Raw genomic sequence first — 17,213 nt, 5'->3', positions numbered from 1 at the left:
CGACCCTGAATGGCGCGTTCATCCGGCGTTCAGGGTCGCGCCGCCGCCAGGGGCCAGCGTGCTGGCGGACCAGCCGGCGCAGCTCCTCGTCCGACACCGGCGTCCGGGAGCGATCCGCTCGGGCACGGTGCGGAGTCGGAGCGTCTGGCGGGCAACGGGTTTGCCACCCGGCTGAAGGCCGGCGTGGCGCGCCGGCGGAGGCGGACGGACGGTCCACGCCCCGGCGCCGCAGCCGCGCGATGCCGCGCGCGAACGCCGGGCACCACGTCCCGACGATGCGCCGGGGGGCCGGCTGGCGCCTCTCAGCCGGCCGGCCGGCCGGCCTCCCGGGGGAAGACCTCGCGGGTGGCGAGGACGAAGGCCCGGACGCGGTCGGTGACGACCTGGGCGAGATTCTCCGGGAACTTGTGGCCATAGACCCAGTGGCGCACGCCGATGTAGAAGATGCCGCCGTGCAGGCCCCAGGTCAGCTCCGTCTCCGCCTCGCTGGGTTCACGATCGTCGGCGAGGCCCAGCTCGGTCCGCACCTCGCTGATGATGGGGCGCAGCAGCCGCTGGTCGACGAGGGCCAGGTAGTTGTCGGTGATGTAGCCGTCGGCCAGGGCGGAATGGATCAAGATGCGCACCCATTCCTTGGTCAGGATGGTATGGGCGTAGTCGATGTAGACCCGGGTCAGCCGCGCCTCGACGGACTCGCCGCGGTCGCGCACCCATTGCTCCCATTCCGGCTTCCAGCGTCCGAGATAGACCTCGGTGTAGACCCGCTCGATGAGCGCCTTCTTGCTGGGGAAATAGTGGAACAGCAGCGGATGGCTGACGCCGATCCGCGTGGCCAGCTCCCGCGTCTGCCCGCCCAGGCCGAATTCGGAAAAGAACTCGATGGCGCTGTCGACGATCTGACGCTCCCGCTCCTCGATCGACAGGCGCTGCCGACGGCGCGGCGTGCCGGAGCGGCGGGCGTCGGCGGGAGACTTGGAAGAGGGCGGCGGCACCATGCCCTGGCGTGGCTGTGAGTCCAGGGGTCTGCTTTAGGGGAAGGCGCGGTTGGCGTCAAACGCTACCTGCGGCGCGGCGGCACCGAAGCGCCACGCCGTTGGCCGCCCCAATCGTTCGACAGCCACACATCCCTGTTGACAGTGGCGGAACGGGCCCCCTACAATTGACCATCTGCTCAAGAACGAGCGCAGTGATTTTCCGCGTTCTCAATCCGTGTGTCAACCACCCGGTTGGCGGCACCCCGGTTGGCTGACGCCCCGGCGATGCCCGGCCGGCGGGGATACCGCCGCGCCGGCCGCCGCACGAGCTCGTGCCGAACAATCAAAAGGCCACGTCCCACAGGGGAGACCCATGAAATGCAGGTGAGTGCGAGTGGAAGCCAGCACCGCTGGAAGGTCCTGATCATGACCTTTCTGGCCTATTTGTACGACAGCCTGGATCTGCAGATTCTGGCGATCTGCATGCCTCTGATCATCACCTCCTTGAACATCTCGCTGACCGATGCGGGTCTTCTGGCGTCGGCCACCATGCTCGGGACGGCGTTGGGCGGCATCCTGTTCGGCTGGATCGCCGAGAACTTCGGCCGCAAGAACGCGGCCGTCATCTCCCTGATCGAGTTCGGCCTGTTCACCCTGGCGGTCTACTGGTGCAGCTCCTGGGAAGAGCTGATGGTGCTGCGCTTCCTGCAGGGCATCGGCATGGGCGGATTGTGGGGCCCCATCGTCGCCCTGATCGCCGACCATTGGGCGCCCCGCTACCGGGCGCGCGCCGCCAGCTTCATGCTCAGCACCTTCGCCCTCGGCGGCATCCTGGCCTCCACCATGGGCCGCTTCCTGCTGACCGAGGTGGGCTGGCGCATGATCTTCGCCCTGACCAGCACCGCCGTCATCGTCGGCATTCTGTTCATGCTGGTGGTGCCGGCGGATGACCGGCGCCACAGCCGGGGGGACCGGCCGCGGATCAGCCTGGGCGAACTCTTCCAGCCCGGCATCGCCAAGCTGACGATCTGCGCGACCATCGCCGCGGCCTGCCAGATGGGCGGGTTCTGGGGCGTCAGCGCCTGGATTCCCACCTACCTCGTGCAGGTCCGCGGCCTCAGCATCGAATACATGAGCGTCTTCAGCATCGTCATCTTCACCGGCGCGTTCATCGGCTACTTCCTCTTCGCCGTCATCGCCGACCGGATCGGCCGGCGCAAGGCGCTGATGCTGGCCTTCCTGGCCGACACGGTGATCGTTCCCCTCTACGTGCTCCTGCCCGACCCGGTCTTCCTGTTCTGGCTCAGCCCGCTCATGGGCCTCAGCTTCGGCGGCGTGTTCGGCCTGTTCGGCTCCTACTTCGCCGAGCTGTTCCCCGAGCACATCCGCGCCATGGGCAGCGGCTTCGCCTTCAACATCGGGCGCGGCTTCGGCGCCGTCGTCACCCCGGTCACCATCGGCGCCATGGCCAAGACCTACGGGCTGGGGTTCGGCATCGGCGCCTGTTCGGTGGTCTTCTTCACCGGCGTGATCATCCTGCTCTTCATGCCGGAGACCCTGACGTCCGGCGCGGCGCGGCCGGTCGCCGCCGACGCCGGCACCCGGACCCGCGCCGCCGAGGCGTGATCTCCCCCGCCACACGTGGCTCCGGCCTTCGGGCCGGGGCCCGACCACTCTGATCACGGAGACGTGCCATGCCCAAGGCGTACTGGGTGGCCCAGGTGACGGTTCACGATCCCGAGCGGTACGCGCTGTACGCCAAGGGGGCGGGGGAGGCCTTCGCCCGGCACGGCGGCATCCCGCTGGCGCGGGGCGGCGCGATGCACTGGCTGGAAGGGAGCGAACGGCCGCGCGGCGTCATCATCGAGTTCGCCTCGGTGGACGACGCGACGGCGTGCTATCGCTCGCCCGAGTACCAGGCGGCGCGGCGCCACCGCGAGGCCGCCGCGGAGTTCCATCTCGTCATCGTCGAAGGCCTGGAGACCGCGGGATAGCCCGGACACGTCGTCGAACCGCCGGGTCCCGTCGGGGCCGCGCAGGGCTTCTCTCCCCCTGAGGGAGGTGCGACACCGGGGCGCCGACGCTGTGGCCCGCCGGGCCGATTCGACCGGCGGGCCGACGGAGAAGGTCGCCAGGCGCTCGGCAGGACGGCGGCCGGGTCCGGGACGGCTTCAACCCGTCGGGGTTCTCCGCTATGTTGGCCCGGGGCGCGCGACACGTGCCCTGTGGCCCCGGCATCAGCTTTGCTTCGGAATGCTCGCAGCACCGCACATCAACATCGACGTCCGCAGTTACGGAGCGGATCAAGGCGCCCATCGGCACGATTTCGCTCAGTTCGTTCTGCCGTTGAGCGGCGCCCTGGAGATCGACATCGCCGGGACGGGGAGCCGCCTCGGGCCGTGCCGGGCGGCCTTCGTCGAACCGCGGCGCTCTCACTCGCAGATCGGCGACGGGCCGAACCGCTCGCTCATCGTCGATCTCGACCCCGCCATGCTGGAGCCGGAGATCGGCGATCGGCTGAGCCGACGTCCCTTCGTCCCGCTGACCCCGGCGGCGAGCAGATTGATCGACTACATGGGCCTGCTGATCGGTAACGGCGGCGCGTCGGCGACCAACGTCCGCCTCTGGGTGCCTCTGCTGCTCGACGCCCTCGTGCACGAGCCGGCACGGCCCCGGTCCCGCCTCGCCCCCCTGCTGGCCGGGATCGAGCCCGAACTGGGACGGCCGTGGACGACGGAGATGATGGCCGAGCGGGCCTGCGTCAGCGTCAGCCGACTGCACGCCCTCTTCCGCGCCGAACTCGACACCACCCCGCGCGCGTGGCTCGCCGAGAGGCGCCTGAAGCGGGCGTGCGAATGGCTGGCGCTGTCGGATCACGCGATCGCGGAGATCTCCTACCGCGTGGGATACGCCGACCAGAGCGCGCTGACGCGCGCGATGCGGCGGGCCACCGGGCTGACGCCGGCCGCCTATCGACGCCGGCATCGAGAGACTGGGCCCAAAACTCGGTAGCGCGGGACAAGAACGCGTCCGCATCCGATGGCATCCTCGACCTGGAATCGGGTGAGGCGCGGGATCGCAATGAGCAGGACTTGGTTGGGGATCGGCTGCGGCGTCGCCGCCGGGGCGCTCTGGGGGCTGGTTTTCCTCGCCCCGGAGCTGGCCCGGGAATTCGCGCCGCTCCAGCTCGCCGCCGGGCGCTACCTGGCCTACGGCCTCTTTGCCGTGGTGCTCGTCGCCCCGCGCTGGCGGGCCTTGTGCGCGGGTCTCGGCGGCGCGGAGTGGTGGGCGCTGGTCTGGCTGAGCCTGCTCGGCAACATCCTCTATTACGCCCTGCTCGCCACCGCCGTGCAACTGGGCGGCATGGCGATGACCTCGCTGGTCGTCGGTTTCCTGCCGGTCGCCGTCACCATCATCGGCAGCCGGGACCACGACGCGGTTCCGGTCCGCAAGCTCCTGCCCTCGCTCGTGCTCGGCGGCGCCGGCATCCTCTGCATCGGGCTTCAGTCCCTGGGCGGCGGCGGCGCCGGATCGCAGACGGTCCAGGTCACGGGACTGCTCTGCGCGGTCGGCGCGCTCGCCTCCTGGACGGCCTATGCCGTGGGCAACAGCCGCTGGCTTGCCCGGCTCGACCACGTCTCCGGGCACGACTGGAGTTTGCTGACCGGCGTGGTGACGGGCGCGCAGGCGCTGCTGCTCGCGGTTCCGGCCTTCCTGATCGATCCGCGCGGCCATGCCGTCGGCGAGTGGCTGCACTTCGCCGCCGTCGTGAGCGGCCTGGCGTTCCTCGCCTCGATCGTCGGCAACGCCTGCTGGAACCGGATGAGCCGCCTGCTGCCGCTCACCCTGGTCGGCCAGATGATCCTGTTCGAAACCATCTTCGCGCTGCTCTACGGCTTCCTCTGGGAGCAGCGGCTGCCGACCACGATGGAGCTCGCCGCCCTCGTCTGCGTGATCGGCAGCGTGCTCTCGTGCGTCGCGGCGCATCGGCCGCACGCTCCGCTCGCGGAGGCCGGGCCGAAACCGGCCTCGGCGCGATGATCGCACCGGGCGCCCCGGGGGGGCCGGTTCCGACCGTGCGTCGGCGACGGCCGCGCCCAGGCCCCGGCGACGGCCCTCAGGCGTCGAGCACGAGATCGCCCGTCGGGACGGCCTGGCAGGCGAGGCACCGGCCCTCCTCCAGGTCGGCGGGATCGACGAGATGGCGCACGCCGCCGGACAGCACGTCCACGACGCAGCTCTCGCACTGGCCGACGCGACAACCGCTGGGGAGGTCCACGCCCGCGCGCTCGGCGAACGCGAGCAGGGGGCCGGCCTCGGGGGTCCAGGTCAGGGTGCGGCCGGCGCGGGCGAAGCGCACGGAGCAGGATGCGGGACCGTCGCCGACGATGGCGTCCGGCGAGCGGAACCGTTCCCGGAAGATCTCGAACGGCGGCACGCCGCGGGCCCGCAGGCCCGCCGTCACCTCGTCCATCATCGCGTCGCCGGCACAGACGTAGAAGCGGGCGCGGGCCCGGATGAGCTCCTCGTCGATGGCGGCCGCGGCGAAGCGCTGCCGCCGGTCGCAACGGTCCCCGGCCCGGGGGCGGCTGTAATGGGTGACCAGGGTCAGGTTGGGCAGACGGTCGGACAGCGCCGCGAGGCGGGCGGCGAAGGGATGGCTGGCGCCGTCGCGGCAGCCGTGGTGGAGGACGACGTGCGGCTCGCCCGGCGCGCCGGTCAAGGTCTCCAGGTAGGAGAGGAAGGGCGTGATGCCGATGCCGCCGGCGATCAGCACGACCGGGAACTCGTTGGCCAGCGGCAGCACGAAGTCGCCCGACGGTGCCTGCACCTCGACGACGTCGCCGGGGCGCAGCGCGTCGGCGACGGTCGGCGACAGGGCGCCGCCGGCGATCCGTCGCACGGCGATGGCGTAGTCGCGCGGCGCCGTGGCGCCCCCCGTGGCGGTGGTCCCCGTGGCGGACGACGTCAGCGAGTAGGAACGGACCACGCCGCCGATGCGCAGCCCGATGAACTGGCCGGGCCGGAAGGAGGCGAGCGGTCCGCCGTCCTCCGGCACCAGGCGCAGCGCCACCACCTCGGCCGTCTCCGCCCGGCGCTCGGCGACGAGGAACCGGCGGAAGCCACGCCAGGGACCGGCCGACGCGCGTTCGACGCGGCAGGCGGTCGAGCGCATCGCCAGGGCGCCGCTGAGCGGGTCGCGCCGCCGCTCGTCCACCAGCGAGTTGAAGTTGGCGGTGGGCGGCCCGTCGGCCGGGAAGTAGCCGGGCAATCCCAGGTCCGGGGCCGCCTGCCACCAGCCGTAGTCGGCCGCCACCACCTCCCGCGCCAGCGACGGGTTGAGCGCGGCGCGGACCTCCATGGCGCCGCTGCGGCTGACGATGCGCATGCGGTCGCCGTCGGCGATCCCATGGGCCGCGGCGGTGTCGGGGTGGAGCTCGGCCACCGGTTCCGGCCGCTTGCGGCGCAGCGCGGTGATGCCGCGGTGCTGGCTGTGGCAGAACCAGCCGACGTTGGCCGACAGGGCGGTCAGCGGGAACGCCTCGTCCGCGGCGTCCGTCGGCGGGACGAAGCGCGGCACCGGGTCGTAGCCGTGGCGGTGCAGCCGCTCGGAATAGAGCTCGGCGCGCCCGGTCTCGGTGGCGAACCCGGCCTCCCGGTGCTTGCGGTGGCGGTGGGGCAGGGGGACGCGGACGCCCTCGGGATGCCGGCGCAGCGTGTCGACGTCGAGGCCGAGCGGGGCGAGCAGGTGGTTCCAGCCGGCCTCCACCGCGCCGTCGAAGAACAGGTCGCCCATGCCCAGCCGCTTGGCGAGCTGGAAGACGATCCAGAGATCGGAGCGGCTGTCGCCCTGGCGCGGGACGATGGGTTGGCGGAGCTGCACCAGCTCCTGGGCCTCCGGCGAGATCTCGAAGCCGAGGCGCAGCGCCTCGATCTCCCAGGGGCTGCTGGCGGGCAGGACGATGTCGGCGGTGGCGGCCGTGGGATTGAGGAACAGGTCGACGTGGACCTGGAATTCCAGCGCCTCCAGGGCCCGCCGCCCGCGTTCCGGAGCGGGATGGGAGACCAGCAGGTTGGAGCCCAGCGCGAACAGCGCCCGCACCGGGTAGGGGCGGCGGTCGAGCACGGCGTCGTAGAGATCGCTCGCGGTGATCCAGCCGTCGGCGGGCGGACCCAGCGGGCGCTCGGCGAGCCCCAGCGTGCGGGCGCGCGTCTCCTCCGGGATCATCGCCATGGAGTGGAGGGCCGGCACCGGCAGCGCCGGCATGCGGACGTTGCCGCCCGGCGCGTCGAAGGAGCCGGTGAGCGCGTAGAGCGTGGCGATGGCGCGCTCGGTCTGGGTGGCGTTGCTGTGCTGGCCCACCCCGGTCCAGCCGTGATAGCAGACCGAGCGGGCGGCGGCGATGGCGTCCGCGAGCGCCTCGACCTGCCCGGCCGGGACGCCGGTCAGCCGCTCGACGGTGGCGGGATCGTAGGGGGCGGCCGCCTCGGCGTAGAGGTCGAACGCGGTGCGGCAGGGGATGCCGGCGACCGTGACGCGGGCGCGCAGGGCGGCGGCGGCCGGGTGCGGGGCCGCGGGAACCGCCGCACCCGCCGTCTCGTCCCAGGCGAGGACGGCGTCGGGCGCCGTGTCCAGCCCGACGTCGCGGCCGCGCAGGAAGCGGCCGTCGTCCTCCCGCACCAGCAGGGGGGCGTTGGTCCATTCGCGGACGAAGGCGTCGTCGAAGGCGTCGCGTTCGATCAGGCGCCGGGCGAGACCGAGGGCCAGTGCGGCGTCGGTGCCGGGCCGCACGCGCAGCCACAGGTCGGCGTCGCGGGCCGAGCCGGCCGGCCGCGGATCGATGACGGCGAGGCGCGCGCCGCGCGCCCGCGCGGCACCGATCGCCTCCGCCTGCGCCAGCCAGACGTTGGCGGGATTGTGCCCCCACAGCAGGACGAGGTCGGAATTGCGGACGTCCGCCACCGGCAGCCCGCAGCCGAAGGTGAAGGCGTGGGCGTTGTCCTTGTGCCAGTTGCAGATCTCGGTGGAGAAGCAGGTGTTCGGGCTGCCGAAGCCGCGGATGAAGCGCTGCACCCAGTCCAGGCTGTCGGACATCGACGAGGAGGAGCCGGAGGTGACCGCGAAGGCCACCGCCTCCGGCCCGCTCTCCCGCCGGATGGCGCCGAGCCGGGCGGCGATCTCGTCCAGCGCCTCGTCCCAGCCGATGGGCACGAAGCCGGCATCCGCGGCTCCCTTGGGAGCCGTGCGGCGCAGCGGCGTGGTCAGGCGCCGGGCGCTGTGGGCGATCTCGGGCGCGGCGCGGCCCTTGGGACAGAGCGCCTTGCCGGTGGGGTGCGCGGGGTTCGGCCTGACGGCGACGAGCCGCCCGTCCTCCACGACGTTGACGGTGCCGCAGCGGGAGCGGCAGAGGGTGCAGAAGCCGACCTTCTCGACGACCGTCATGGCGCCCCGTCCACCACCGGTTGGGCCACCACTGGTTCGGCCGCCACCAGCTCGGCGGCCACCAGATCCTCCAGCGCCGCGCCCACCGACTTGAACAGGGTGATCTGGTCGGCGCTCCTGCGGCCGGCCACCCGGCCGGAACAGAGGCCGTGCAGGTCGCCCAGCACCCGGTCGGCCGCGAAGGCACCGGTCCTGATGGGCTGGAGCAGGTCGCCCGCCTCGGCGAGCGCGCCGTCCAGGGTGTCGACGTAGACGGCGGCGGCGGCCAGCAGCGCGTCGTCGCTCTCCCGCATGGCGGGCGTGAAGGCGCCGACCAGGTCGACATGGGTGCCGGGCCGCACGTCGCGGCCGAGCACCAGCGGCACGGTGGACGTGGTGGCGGCGGTGACGATGTCCGCCTCGGCGACGGCGGCGGACAGGTCGGCCACCGCTTCGGCCCGCAGCCCCCGCGCCTCGAGGTCCGCCGCGGTCCGCGCCGCGCGCGCCGGCGAGCGGCCCCACACCAGGATGCGTTCGATCGGCCGGACGGCGGCGTGGGCGGCGGCGAGGTGCGGGGCGAGGCGGCCGGTGCCCAGCACCGTCAGCACCCGGCTGTCCGGCCGGGACAGGTGGGTGGAGGCGAGCGCCGACGCGGCCGAGGTGCGGCGGTTGGTCAGCGCCTCGCCATCCAGCACGGCGCGGGGCAGGCCGGTCGCGCCGTCGAACAGCGCGTAGAGCGCGCTGACCGCCCCCAGCTGGCGCGCGGCGTTGCCGGGGAAGACGTTCACCAGCTTGACGCCGATCGCCTCGCCGCGGCGCCAGGCGGGCATGGTCAGCAGGTGCGCCGTGGCGCCGGCGGCGCCCACCTCGTAGGCCTGGCGGACCGGCGATTCCTCCCGGCCGGCGGCGAAGGCGCGGCCAAGCGCCGCGACCAGCCGATCATAGGGCAGTGCGGCGTCGATCTGCTCGGCACCGTAGACGTGCATCATCAACCCAACTCCTCGTCCGGACGGGACGCGCTCAGACCAATGGCGGCGCGGCGCCGGTGCAGATCCACAGCACCTCCGCGTCCGCGTCGCCGACGGACACGAGGGCATGCCCCATCGCGCTGTCGAAATAGATGCTGTCGCCCGGCTCCAGCGTCACCGGGGCGTAGAATTCCGTGAAGACCTCCACCCGGCCGGTGAGCACGCAGAGGAATTCCTCCCCCTCGTGGCGCACCCAGCCGTCGAAGTCGTCCAGGCTTCGGGCGTGGATGGTCGCCTTGAAGGGGAGCATCTGCTTGCGGAACAGGTCGGTCGCCAGCACCTCGTACTCGTAGGTGCTGGTCGGGTGCAGCTTGCCGCCGCCAGCCCGGGTGACGCTGCGCCGCCCGAAGGGGGCGACCTGCTGCCGGCCGTCGAACAGTTCCACCAGGTCCAGGTCCATGCCGCGGGTGATCTTCTGCAGCACGTCGTAGGTCGGCGACATCTGTCCGTTCTCGATCTTGGACAGGGTGGAGCGGGCCACTCCCGTGCGCTGCGCCACCTCCTCCAAGGTCCAGTCGCGCGCGATCCGCGCCCGCTTCAGCTTCAGGCCGAGGTCGGCGCGGTCGCTGGGCGGGGCGGAGGATGCCGCGAACCGCGCCGGGATCACGGCGGGGGCGGACATCACCTCCGGCTCGCCGGGGACGGGGGCGTTGCGGCGGCCCGCGCCGCCGGACGCCCGCTTGGGACCGCCGCTCGCGGACCCGGTCTTTCCGCGCCCGGCCTTGGCCGGCCCCTCGCCGGACGGCGGCTCGCCGCCGGCGGCGGGGATTTTCGGATCGGCAACGCTGGACATATCCTCCTCCGGACGGTCGTGGCGGAGCCGCGGCTCCGCCGGTGCCGCCTTATTTCTTCACGAGCGGGCATTCGCTCTGTGCCAGCGGCAGGAATGCCTGATCGCCGGGAACGGTTGCAAGGACCTTGTAGTAGTCCCACGGCTGCTTGGATTCCGACGGCTTCTTGACCTCCACCAGGTACATGTCGTGGACCATGCGGCCGTCCTCGCGCACCTTGCCGCCCTTGGCGAAGAAGTCGTTGACCGGCAGCTCGCGCATCTTGGCGGCGACCGCCTTCGCCTCGTCGGTGCCGGCGGCCTGGATGGCCTTGAGATAGTGGGTCACGGAGGAATAGACGCCGGCCTGCAGGCTGGTCGGCATGGCCTTGCGCCGCTCGAAGAAGCGCTTGGCGAAGGCCCGGGTCTCGTCGTCGAGGTCCCAGTAGAAGCCCTCGATGAAGGAGATCCCCTGCGCCGTCTGCAGCCCCAGCGCGTGCACGTCGGAAATGAACATGACCGGCGCCGTCACCGTCTGGCCGCCGGCGATGATGCCGAACTCGTTGGCCTGCTTGATGGCGGTGGTCATGTCCTTGCCCGCGCTGGCGAGCATGATCACCTTGGCGCCGGAGGCCTGGGCCGGCAGCAGGAAGGGCGACAGGTCGTTGCTGTTGAAGGGGTGGCGGATCGAGCCGACCACCGTGCCGCCGCTCTTCTTCAGGGCCTCGCCCGCGATCTTCTCCAGCGAATGGCCGAAGGCGAAGTCGGCGGTGACGAAGTACCAGGTGTCGAGGCCCTTCTTGACCAGCGCGTCCACCGGGCCGATGGCGTTGGAATAGTTGTCGTACACCCACTGGAAGCCGGTGGGGGAGCACTGCTTGCCCGTCAGGTCCGTCGTGCCGGGAGAGGTGAACAGCGCGATGCGGTTGGCGTCGCGGGTGATCTGCTGCACGGCCAGGGCCACCGCGCTGTTGGTCAGGTCGGCGAGCGCGTCCACCTGCTCGTTCTCGATCCAGCGCCGGGCGATGCCGGAGCCGACGTCCGCCTTGTGCAGATGGTCGGCGCCGACGACCTGGATCGGCTTGCCCAGCACCGTGCCGCCGAAATCCTCCGCCGCCATCGTCGCCGCCTCCAGCGAGCCGGGCCCGTTCATGTCCGACCACTGGCCGGACATGTCGGTGAGGACGCCGATCTTCACCACGTCGTCGCTGACCTGCGCCGCCGCGGGGGCCGCGGCGAGGGCCGAAAGGCCGATGGCGGTGGCGCCGAGGAGCGCGCCGCGAAGGATGCCGACCAAGTTGTGGACCATGCTCTGCTCTCCTGTGTTCGACGAAGGTTTCTTATGGTGGAATTTGTCGACGTCCTATTCCGCCCGCGCCGGCGCGAGGGCGGAGGAGGCCGCGGGCCGCGCGCGGCGGCGGTGGACGAGGTCGGCCAGCTCGCCGACGAGGCCGCGGCGGAAGGCCAGCACGCACGCGACGAAGATCGCGCCGTGGATCACCGTCACCCACTGGCCGAGGGTGGCGAGGTAGTTCTGCATCGCGATGACGATGAAGGCGCCGGTCAGCGGCCCGAAGATGGTGCCGACGCCGCCGAGGAAGGTCATCAGCAGCACCTCGCCCGACATCGACCAGTGGACGTCGCTGAGCGTGGCGAGCTGGAGCACGATCGCCTTGGTGGCCCCGGCCAGCCCGGACAGGGCGGCCGAGAGGACGAAGGCGACAAGCTTGTAGCGCTCGGTGGCGAAGCCCAGCGACTGCGCCCGCGGCTCGTGCTCGCGGATCGCCTTCAGCACCTGTCCGAAGGGCGAGCGCACGACGCGCAGGATCAGCAGGAAGCCGAGCAGGAAGACCGTCAGCACGAACAGGTAGAGCGTGCCGTGGTCGTTCAGGTCGAACACGCCGAACAGGTGGCCGCGCGGCACGCCCTGGATGCCGTCCTCGCCGCCGGTGAAGGGGGCCTGGAGCGCCACGAAATAGACCATCTGCGCCAGCGCCAGCGTCACCATGGCGAAGTAGATGCCGCTGCGCCGGATCGCCAGCCAGCCGGAGACGAGCCCCAGCAGCGCCGCGGTGGCGGTGCCGGCCAGGATCGCCAGCTCCGGCGTCAGGCCCCAGACCTTGGCGGCGTGGGCCGAGACGTAGCCGGCGGAGCCCAGGAACATGGCGTGGCCGAAGGACACGAGCCGTCCGTAGCCGGCGATCAGGTTGAAGGCACAGGCGAACAGCCCGAACAGCATGGCCTTCATCAGGAAGCCGGGATAGACGACGGCGGGGGCCGCCAGCAGCGCCAGCGCCAGCGCGCCGAAGCCCACCAGATCCGCCCGCGGCGAGGGCGTGCCGGCGCTGGCCGTCGCCTGGTGTCCGGTCGCCGCCTCGGCCTTGGAGCCGAAGAGGCCGGCCGGGCGCAGCAGGAGGACGACGGCCATCAGGACGAAGACGACGGTGGACGAGGCCTCCGGGTAGAAGGCGCGCGTCAGCCCTTCGACGATCCCCACCAGGAAGCCGGTGACGATGGCGCCCATGATGGAGCCCATGCCGCCGATCACCACCACCGCGAAGACGACGATCAGGATGTCGGCGCCCATCAGCGGGTTGACCTGGTAGATCGGCGCCGCCAGCACGCCGGCCAGCGCCGCCAGCGCCACGCCGCCGCCGTAGGTCAGCATCACCATGCGCGGCACGTCGATGCCGAAGGCCTGCACCAGCGACGGGTTCTCCGTCGCCGCCCGCAGGTAGGAGCCGAGCTTGGTCCGCTCGATCACGTACCAGGTGCCGAGGCACACCACCAGCGAGGCGACGATCACCCAGGCCCGGTAGTTGGGCAGGAACATGAAGCCCAGGTTGGTGCCGCCGCTCAGCGCCGCCGGGATGGCGTAGGGCATGCCGGAGGAGCCGAACCAGTCGCGGAACACCCCCTGGACGATCAGCGACAGGCCGAAGGTCAGCAGCATGCCGTAGAGGTGGTCGAGCCGGTAGAGCGGCCGCAGCATCGTCCGTTCGATCAGGATGCCGAAGGCGCCCACCGCCACCGGCGCGACGAGCAGGGCCCACCAGTAGCCCACCCCCAGATGCTCCAGCAGCATCCAGGCGGCGACCGCGCCCATCATGTAGAGCGCGCCGTGCGCGAAGTTGACGATGTTCATCATCCCGAAGATGACGGCGAGCCCCAGGCTCAGCATCGCGTAGAAGGCGCCGTTGATGAGCCCCAGCAGGAGCTGACCGAACAGCACGGCGGCGGGAACGCCGAGGATGGTGGTCATGGCGGGCGGCCCTTCTTCAGACGCCGAGGTAGGTCTTGAGGGAATCCATGCGGCCGGCGAAGGCGCCGCCGTCGATCTCGTCCACCACGCGGCCGAGCTCGACCACGTAGTGACGGTCGGCGAGACCGGCGGCGAAGGCCACGTTCTGCTCCACCAGCAGCACGGTGAAGCCCAGCGCCTTCAGCGTCTTCACGGTGGCGCCGATCTGCTGGACGATGACCGGGGCCAGCCCTTCCGTCGGCTCGTCGAGCAGGAGGATGCGCGCCCCGGTGCGCAGGATGCGGCCCAGCGCGAGCATCTGCTGCTCGCCGCCCGACAGCTTGGTGCCCTGGCTGCCCAGCCGCTCGCGCAGGTTGGGGAAGAGGGCGAGGATCTCCTCGACCGTCATGCCGCCCGGCTTCACCTCGGGCGGCAGCAGGAGGTTCTCCCGCACCGTGAGGCTGGAGAAGATCCCCCGCTCCTCCGGGCAGAGCGCGATGCCACGCCGGGCGATGCGGTGGGGCGCCGCCGCCGTCAGCTCCGCCCCGTCGTGGCGGATGGAGCCGCTGCGCCTCGGCACCAGCCCCATGATGGCGCGCAGCGTCGTCGTCTTGCCCGCCCCGTTGCGGCCGAGCAGCGTGACGACCTCGCCCGCCCGGACCTGGAAGTCCATGCCGTGCAGCACCTGGGATTCGCCGTACCAGGCCTTCAGGCCGGCGACCGACAGGGTTTCAGGCATCGGGCTGGCTCCCCGTGTAGGCGGCCATCACATCGGGCCGGGCGGACACCTCGGCGTAGGTCCCCTCGGCGAGGATCCGGCCGCGCACCATGACGGTGATGGTGTCCGCCAATTCGGCGACCACGCGCATGTTGTGCTCCACCAGCAGGATGGTGCGGCCGGCGCCCGCCTCGCGGATCAGGTCGGTGACGCGGCCGATGTCCTCGTGCCCGAGGCCAGCCATCGGCTCGTCCAGCAGCAGGACCGCGGGGTCGAGGGCCAGCGTGGTGGCGAGCTCCAGCACCCGCTTGCGGCCGTAGGAGAGGTTGGCGGCCGTCGTCTCCGCGAGGTCCGACAGGCCGAAGCGCTCGATCAGCTCCAGCGCGCGGCGGCGGACCGCCGGCCGGCGGCCGACGGTGCCCAGCAGGTTCCAGGCGAGCCCGTTGCGGTGCAGCAGCGCCAGCTCCACGTTCTCGCGCACGGACAGACCGGCGAACACCGCGGAGATCTGGAAGGACCGCACAACCCCGCGCCGCGCCAGCGCCGCCGGGCTCAGGCCCGTGACGTCGTCCCCCTTGTGCAGGATGCGCCCCTTCGTGGGGTCGAGGAAACGCGAGAGCAGGTTGAACAGCGTGGTCTTGCCGGCGCCGTTCGGCCCGATCACCGCATGGACGGCGCCGTCCCGCAGGCCGAAATCGACGCCGGAGACGGCGTGGAAGCCGCCGAACTCCTTGCTCAGTCCCGTCGCTTGGAGAACGTACACCCTGCCTGCCCCGCTGCCTGTTGGTGTCGCCGCGGCCCGCACGGCGCGGCGGGCACGTTTCACTGTCGCCGGGAAGCCGGGGTTCCGAACGAGCTCGGACGATCAGTGACACGATGCTACGCGAAAGTTTCCGATATTCAACTCAGGAAATCCAGGAGCCGGCGCCCGCGCCCGGCGCCGGCGTCCCGCCCGGCCCGGGTTCTTCATGGGAGTGCGGCGGCGCGGCCTGCGCGCGTTGATCAGGGGCTCAACGGGCCGATCACAGACGACATTGTCCGCCCGCCACGCCCAGGGCGGCCGGCCTTGCGTCGGCGCAACGCCCCTCGCGCGGGCGCGATCTCACGCCCCCGAGGCGAAACCATGACACACGGACGCCCCACCCCGACCCTTTCCCGGCGCAGCGGGGGAGGGTCGGGGTGGGGCGTCCGTTCCGCCCGACAGTGTCAGACGCTCGATGCCGTCCAGGCCGTTCCGGCGGACGGCGCGGACCGCTGGCCGCCCATGGCCACCGCGCGGCTCACGATCTCGCCGTCGAGATTGATGAAGTACTTCGCCGAGCGGACCAGCTGGTCCGGCGTGACGCCGTTCGCCTCCAGCTCCCGCCACATCTTCTCCATCTCCCACTGCGGCCGGCCGAGGTAGGAGTCGGTGATGCGGTCCATCAGCTTCTGCTGGTCCGCCGTGACATAAGGCATGTAGCCCAGGTCGTTCACGGGCAGCGCCATCTGCGTCGCCGGCGGATCGATCGTCCGGCCCTGGACGATCTTGTCCCGTTCGCGCTTGTACGCCGCCAGATCCCGCTGCATCCGTGCGATGTCCTCGGCCTCGCGGGCCGCCGCCGGCGATGCCGGTGACGCCGCAGCGTCGGCCGCCTCGGACACCGTCGACATGAGGTCCGCGAAGCCGCGGACGCCGGCCGGCCGCTCCTCGCCCGGCGGCTTGGCGCGATCGGGGGCCGCGATGCGGTCGGCTGGCGCGTGGTGACCAGGAATCTGCACGTTCGCCCTCCACCTGTTGCGACATCGGTCACGGGTGGAAAATGCAACGGTCGTGCCACGTCGCGCGGCCTGAAACGCGCCGTTCCCGGTGTCGGCGGCGCCGGCGCCCGATGGATCTGCACCGGCAGCTTCTGCCCATGGGCAGGTTTCCACCGGATCGGCACCGCTCGCTGTCGCCGTTCTCTTCGCGGGCACGACGCTCACCCCCGAGCCGTCGGCATCGAACCACCGCTCCCCGGTGCGGGGCTGATGACGAACATCGGGTCGGCACCGCCGGGACGGCGCGCCGTTCACCGCGGCGGTGCCGGACTTGCAAGCGTCGCCGAGGCCGGCCGGAAGCGGGCTCTCGCGCAGAACCTAGAGCTGAGAAGCGATGGCGGCCTTGTCGATGACCGACCAGACGGTCTCGATCCGACCGTCAAGAAATTCATAGAAGACGTTCTCGGCGAACTGGACTCTCCTGCCGTTGACCGGGAGATCGAACAGCACGCCGGTCGGCGTGCAGTCGAACATGAGACGGCTTGCGATGCGCGGCGGCTCGGAGACCAGCAGCTCGATGTTGAAGCTGAGGTCGGGGATTGCGCGGAAGTCCGCTTCGAGCATCTCGCGATAGCCCGACAGCCCTATTCGCTTGCCGTTGTAGCGAACATCCTCGTGGACGAACCTCGACAAGTTCTGCCAATCCTGCTTGTTCAGGCAGGAGATATAGTCGCGGTAAATGTCCGGGAGGCCGCTTCCAGGCATGACACAACTCCAAGCTATCCATGATGTGAACCGCGCCGGGTTCTCCGGAGGCCCCGTTTTCCGAGAAGACGGGGGCATCGAGACGGAGCAGACATTACCCAGATTCGCCCCCGAAGTCCGCAAGCGTACGGTTCCGGTGGTGCTCGGGCAGGCTGGGGAGCACGCCTCGCAGCGGGCGGCGATCCGTGCGCGCCGCGGCCGGTGGCGCACTCCGAACACCGTCGAGCTCGCCACCCAGCAATCGGTCGACCGGGTCGACCACCGGCGCCTCATCGAGCCGATCGGCAACATTCCTCCCGCCGAGGCCGAGACGCACCACCATGCTCGCACCGAGGACGCCGCCATGGCGGCGTGACACCGTCGAGCGGAACGCGCCCGTTGCACGCCGCCCATGTTTTTTCAAGTCTTTGGTGCACGGACGAGCCGCCGCGCCGTGGTGATCGGCAATCAACTCCACATGAGATGTACGGGCGTCATCCCATATCTATGGGAATGACAGAATGCTCCAAAGCCCATATGAGTGCCTTCCCTCAAGACGACATTTGCAGCCACCCA

General features: G+C 71.3%; 14 protein-coding genes and 2 pseudogenes. 5 read left to right on the top strand and 11 right to left on the bottom strand.

Features of this window, described 5'->3' with window-relative positions; genetic code table 11:
* Positions 1 to 302: 302 nt before the first annotated feature.
* A complete protein-coding gene (locus ACSBPG_RS20880) occupies positions 303 to 995 on the bottom strand; it encodes a TetR/AcrR family transcriptional regulator (protein WP_435539139.1) in 693 nt (230 codons plus the stop codon).
* Between the two features lie 357 nt (positions 996 to 1,352).
* Here ACSBPG_RS20880 and ACSBPG_RS20875 point away from each other — a divergent pair, with 357 nt between their 5' ends.
* The 4 genes from ACSBPG_RS20875 (at position 1,353) to ACSBPG_RS20860 (ending at position 5,015) form a co-directional block, all read left to right on the top strand.
* The gene (locus tag ACSBPG_RS20875; protein WP_435539138.1) at positions 1,353 to 2,600 is read left to right on the top strand and encodes an MFS transporter; all 1,248 of its coding nucleotides are present in this window, start codon (positions 1,353 to 1,355) and stop codon (positions 2,598 to 2,600) included.
* 68 nt (positions 2,601 to 2,668) lie between these two features.
* Positions 2,669 to 2,968 (top strand): DUF1330 domain-containing protein, encoded by a 300-nt coding sequence (locus tag ACSBPG_RS20870; RefSeq protein ID WP_435539137.1) that lies wholly within the window; start codon positions 2,669 to 2,671, stop codon positions 2,966 to 2,968.
* Between the two features lie 259 nt (positions 2,969 to 3,227).
* Positions 3,228 to 3,986, top strand: coding sequence for an AraC family transcriptional regulator (locus tag ACSBPG_RS20865; RefSeq protein WP_435539136.1), 759 nt, complete (start codon positions 3,228 to 3,230; stop codon positions 3,984 to 3,986).
* A gap of 69 nt (positions 3,987 to 4,055) precedes the next feature.
* Positions 4,056 to 5,015 (top strand): DMT family transporter, encoded by a 960-nt coding sequence (locus tag ACSBPG_RS20860; protein ID WP_435539135.1) that lies wholly within the window; start codon positions 4,056 to 4,058, stop codon positions 5,013 to 5,015.
* A gap of 76 nt (positions 5,016 to 5,091) precedes the next feature.
* Here the strand turns inward: ACSBPG_RS20860 and ACSBPG_RS20855 are convergent, their stop codons facing one another.
* The 10 genes and pseudogenes from ACSBPG_RS20855 to ACSBPG_RS20810 all read right to left on the bottom strand — a co-directional run bounded on the left by ACSBPG_RS20855 (position 5,092) and on the right by ACSBPG_RS20810 (position 16,658).
* Positions 5,092 to 8,418 (bottom strand): molybdopterin-dependent oxidoreductase, encoded by a 3,327-nt coding sequence (locus ACSBPG_RS20855; protein WP_435539134.1) that lies wholly within the window; start codon positions 8,416 to 8,418, stop codon positions 5,092 to 5,094.
* Positions 8,415 to 9,386, bottom strand: coding sequence for an ornithine cyclodeaminase family protein (locus tag ACSBPG_RS20850; protein WP_435539133.1), 972 nt, complete (start codon positions 9,384 to 9,386; stop codon positions 8,415 to 8,417). Before ACSBPG_RS20850 ends, ACSBPG_RS20855 begins: the two co-directional genes overlap by 4 nt.
* 31 nt (positions 9,387 to 9,417) lie before the next feature.
* Positions 9,418 to 10,218 (bottom strand): helix-turn-helix domain-containing protein, encoded by an 801-nt coding sequence (locus ACSBPG_RS20845; protein WP_435539132.1) that lies wholly within the window; start codon positions 10,216 to 10,218, stop codon positions 9,418 to 9,420.
* Positions 10,219 to 10,267: 49 nt separating this feature from the next.
* Positions 10,268 to 11,503, bottom strand: coding sequence for an ABC transporter substrate-binding protein (locus tag ACSBPG_RS20840; RefSeq protein WP_435539131.1), 1,236 nt, complete (start codon positions 11,501 to 11,503; stop codon positions 10,268 to 10,270).
* Between the two features lie 54 nt (positions 11,504 to 11,557).
* The gene (locus ACSBPG_RS20835) at positions 11,558 to 12,508 is read right to left on the bottom strand and encodes a branched-chain amino acid ABC transporter permease (RefSeq protein WP_435539157.1); all 951 of its coding nucleotides are present in this window, start codon (positions 12,506 to 12,508) and stop codon (positions 11,558 to 11,560) included.
* A 72-nt stretch (positions 12,509 to 12,580) separates the two neighbouring features.
* Positions 12,581 to 13,456, bottom strand: a pseudogene (locus ACSBPG_RS20830) (branched-chain amino acid ABC transporter permease); the annotation flags it as partial.
* Between the two features lie 16 nt (positions 13,457 to 13,472).
* Positions 13,473 to 14,174 carry an ABC transporter ATP-binding protein gene (locus ACSBPG_RS20825; protein WP_435539130.1) on the bottom strand — a complete coding sequence of 234 codons (702 nt, stop codon included), beginning with the start codon at positions 14,172 to 14,174 and terminating at the stop codon, positions 13,473 to 13,475.
* Positions 14,167 to 14,916 (bottom strand): ABC transporter ATP-binding protein, encoded by a 750-nt coding sequence (locus ACSBPG_RS20820; protein WP_435539129.1) that lies wholly within the window; start codon positions 14,914 to 14,916, stop codon positions 14,167 to 14,169. Before ACSBPG_RS20820 ends, ACSBPG_RS20825 begins: the two co-directional genes overlap by 8 nt.
* A 443-nt stretch (positions 14,917 to 15,359) precedes the next feature.
* Complete coding sequence (locus ACSBPG_RS20815) at positions 15,360 to 15,914, bottom strand: hypothetical protein (protein ID WP_435539128.1); 555 nt, start codon at positions 15,912 to 15,914, stop codon at positions 15,360 to 15,362.
* Between the two features lie 357 nt (positions 15,915 to 16,271).
* A complete protein-coding gene (locus tag ACSBPG_RS20810; protein ID WP_435539127.1) occupies positions 16,272 to 16,658 on the bottom strand; it encodes an ester cyclase in 387 nt (128 codons plus the stop codon).
* Positions 16,659 to 16,848: 190 nt separating this feature from the next.
* Between ACSBPG_RS20810 and ACSBPG_RS20805 the strand changes: the two are divergent.
* Positions 16,849 to 17,013 (top strand): annotated as a pseudogene (locus ACSBPG_RS20805) (IS3 family transposase); the annotation flags it as partial.
* Positions 17,014 to 17,213: the final 200 nt, after the last annotated feature.

Source organism: Azospirillum sp. ST 5-10, from assembly GCF_051225715.1.
GTDB lineage: Bacteria > Pseudomonadota > Alphaproteobacteria > Azospirillales > Azospirillaceae > Azospirillum.
Note: the sequence above shows the minus strand (reverse complement) of the source record. Positions and strands in the feature narration are given on the sequence as shown.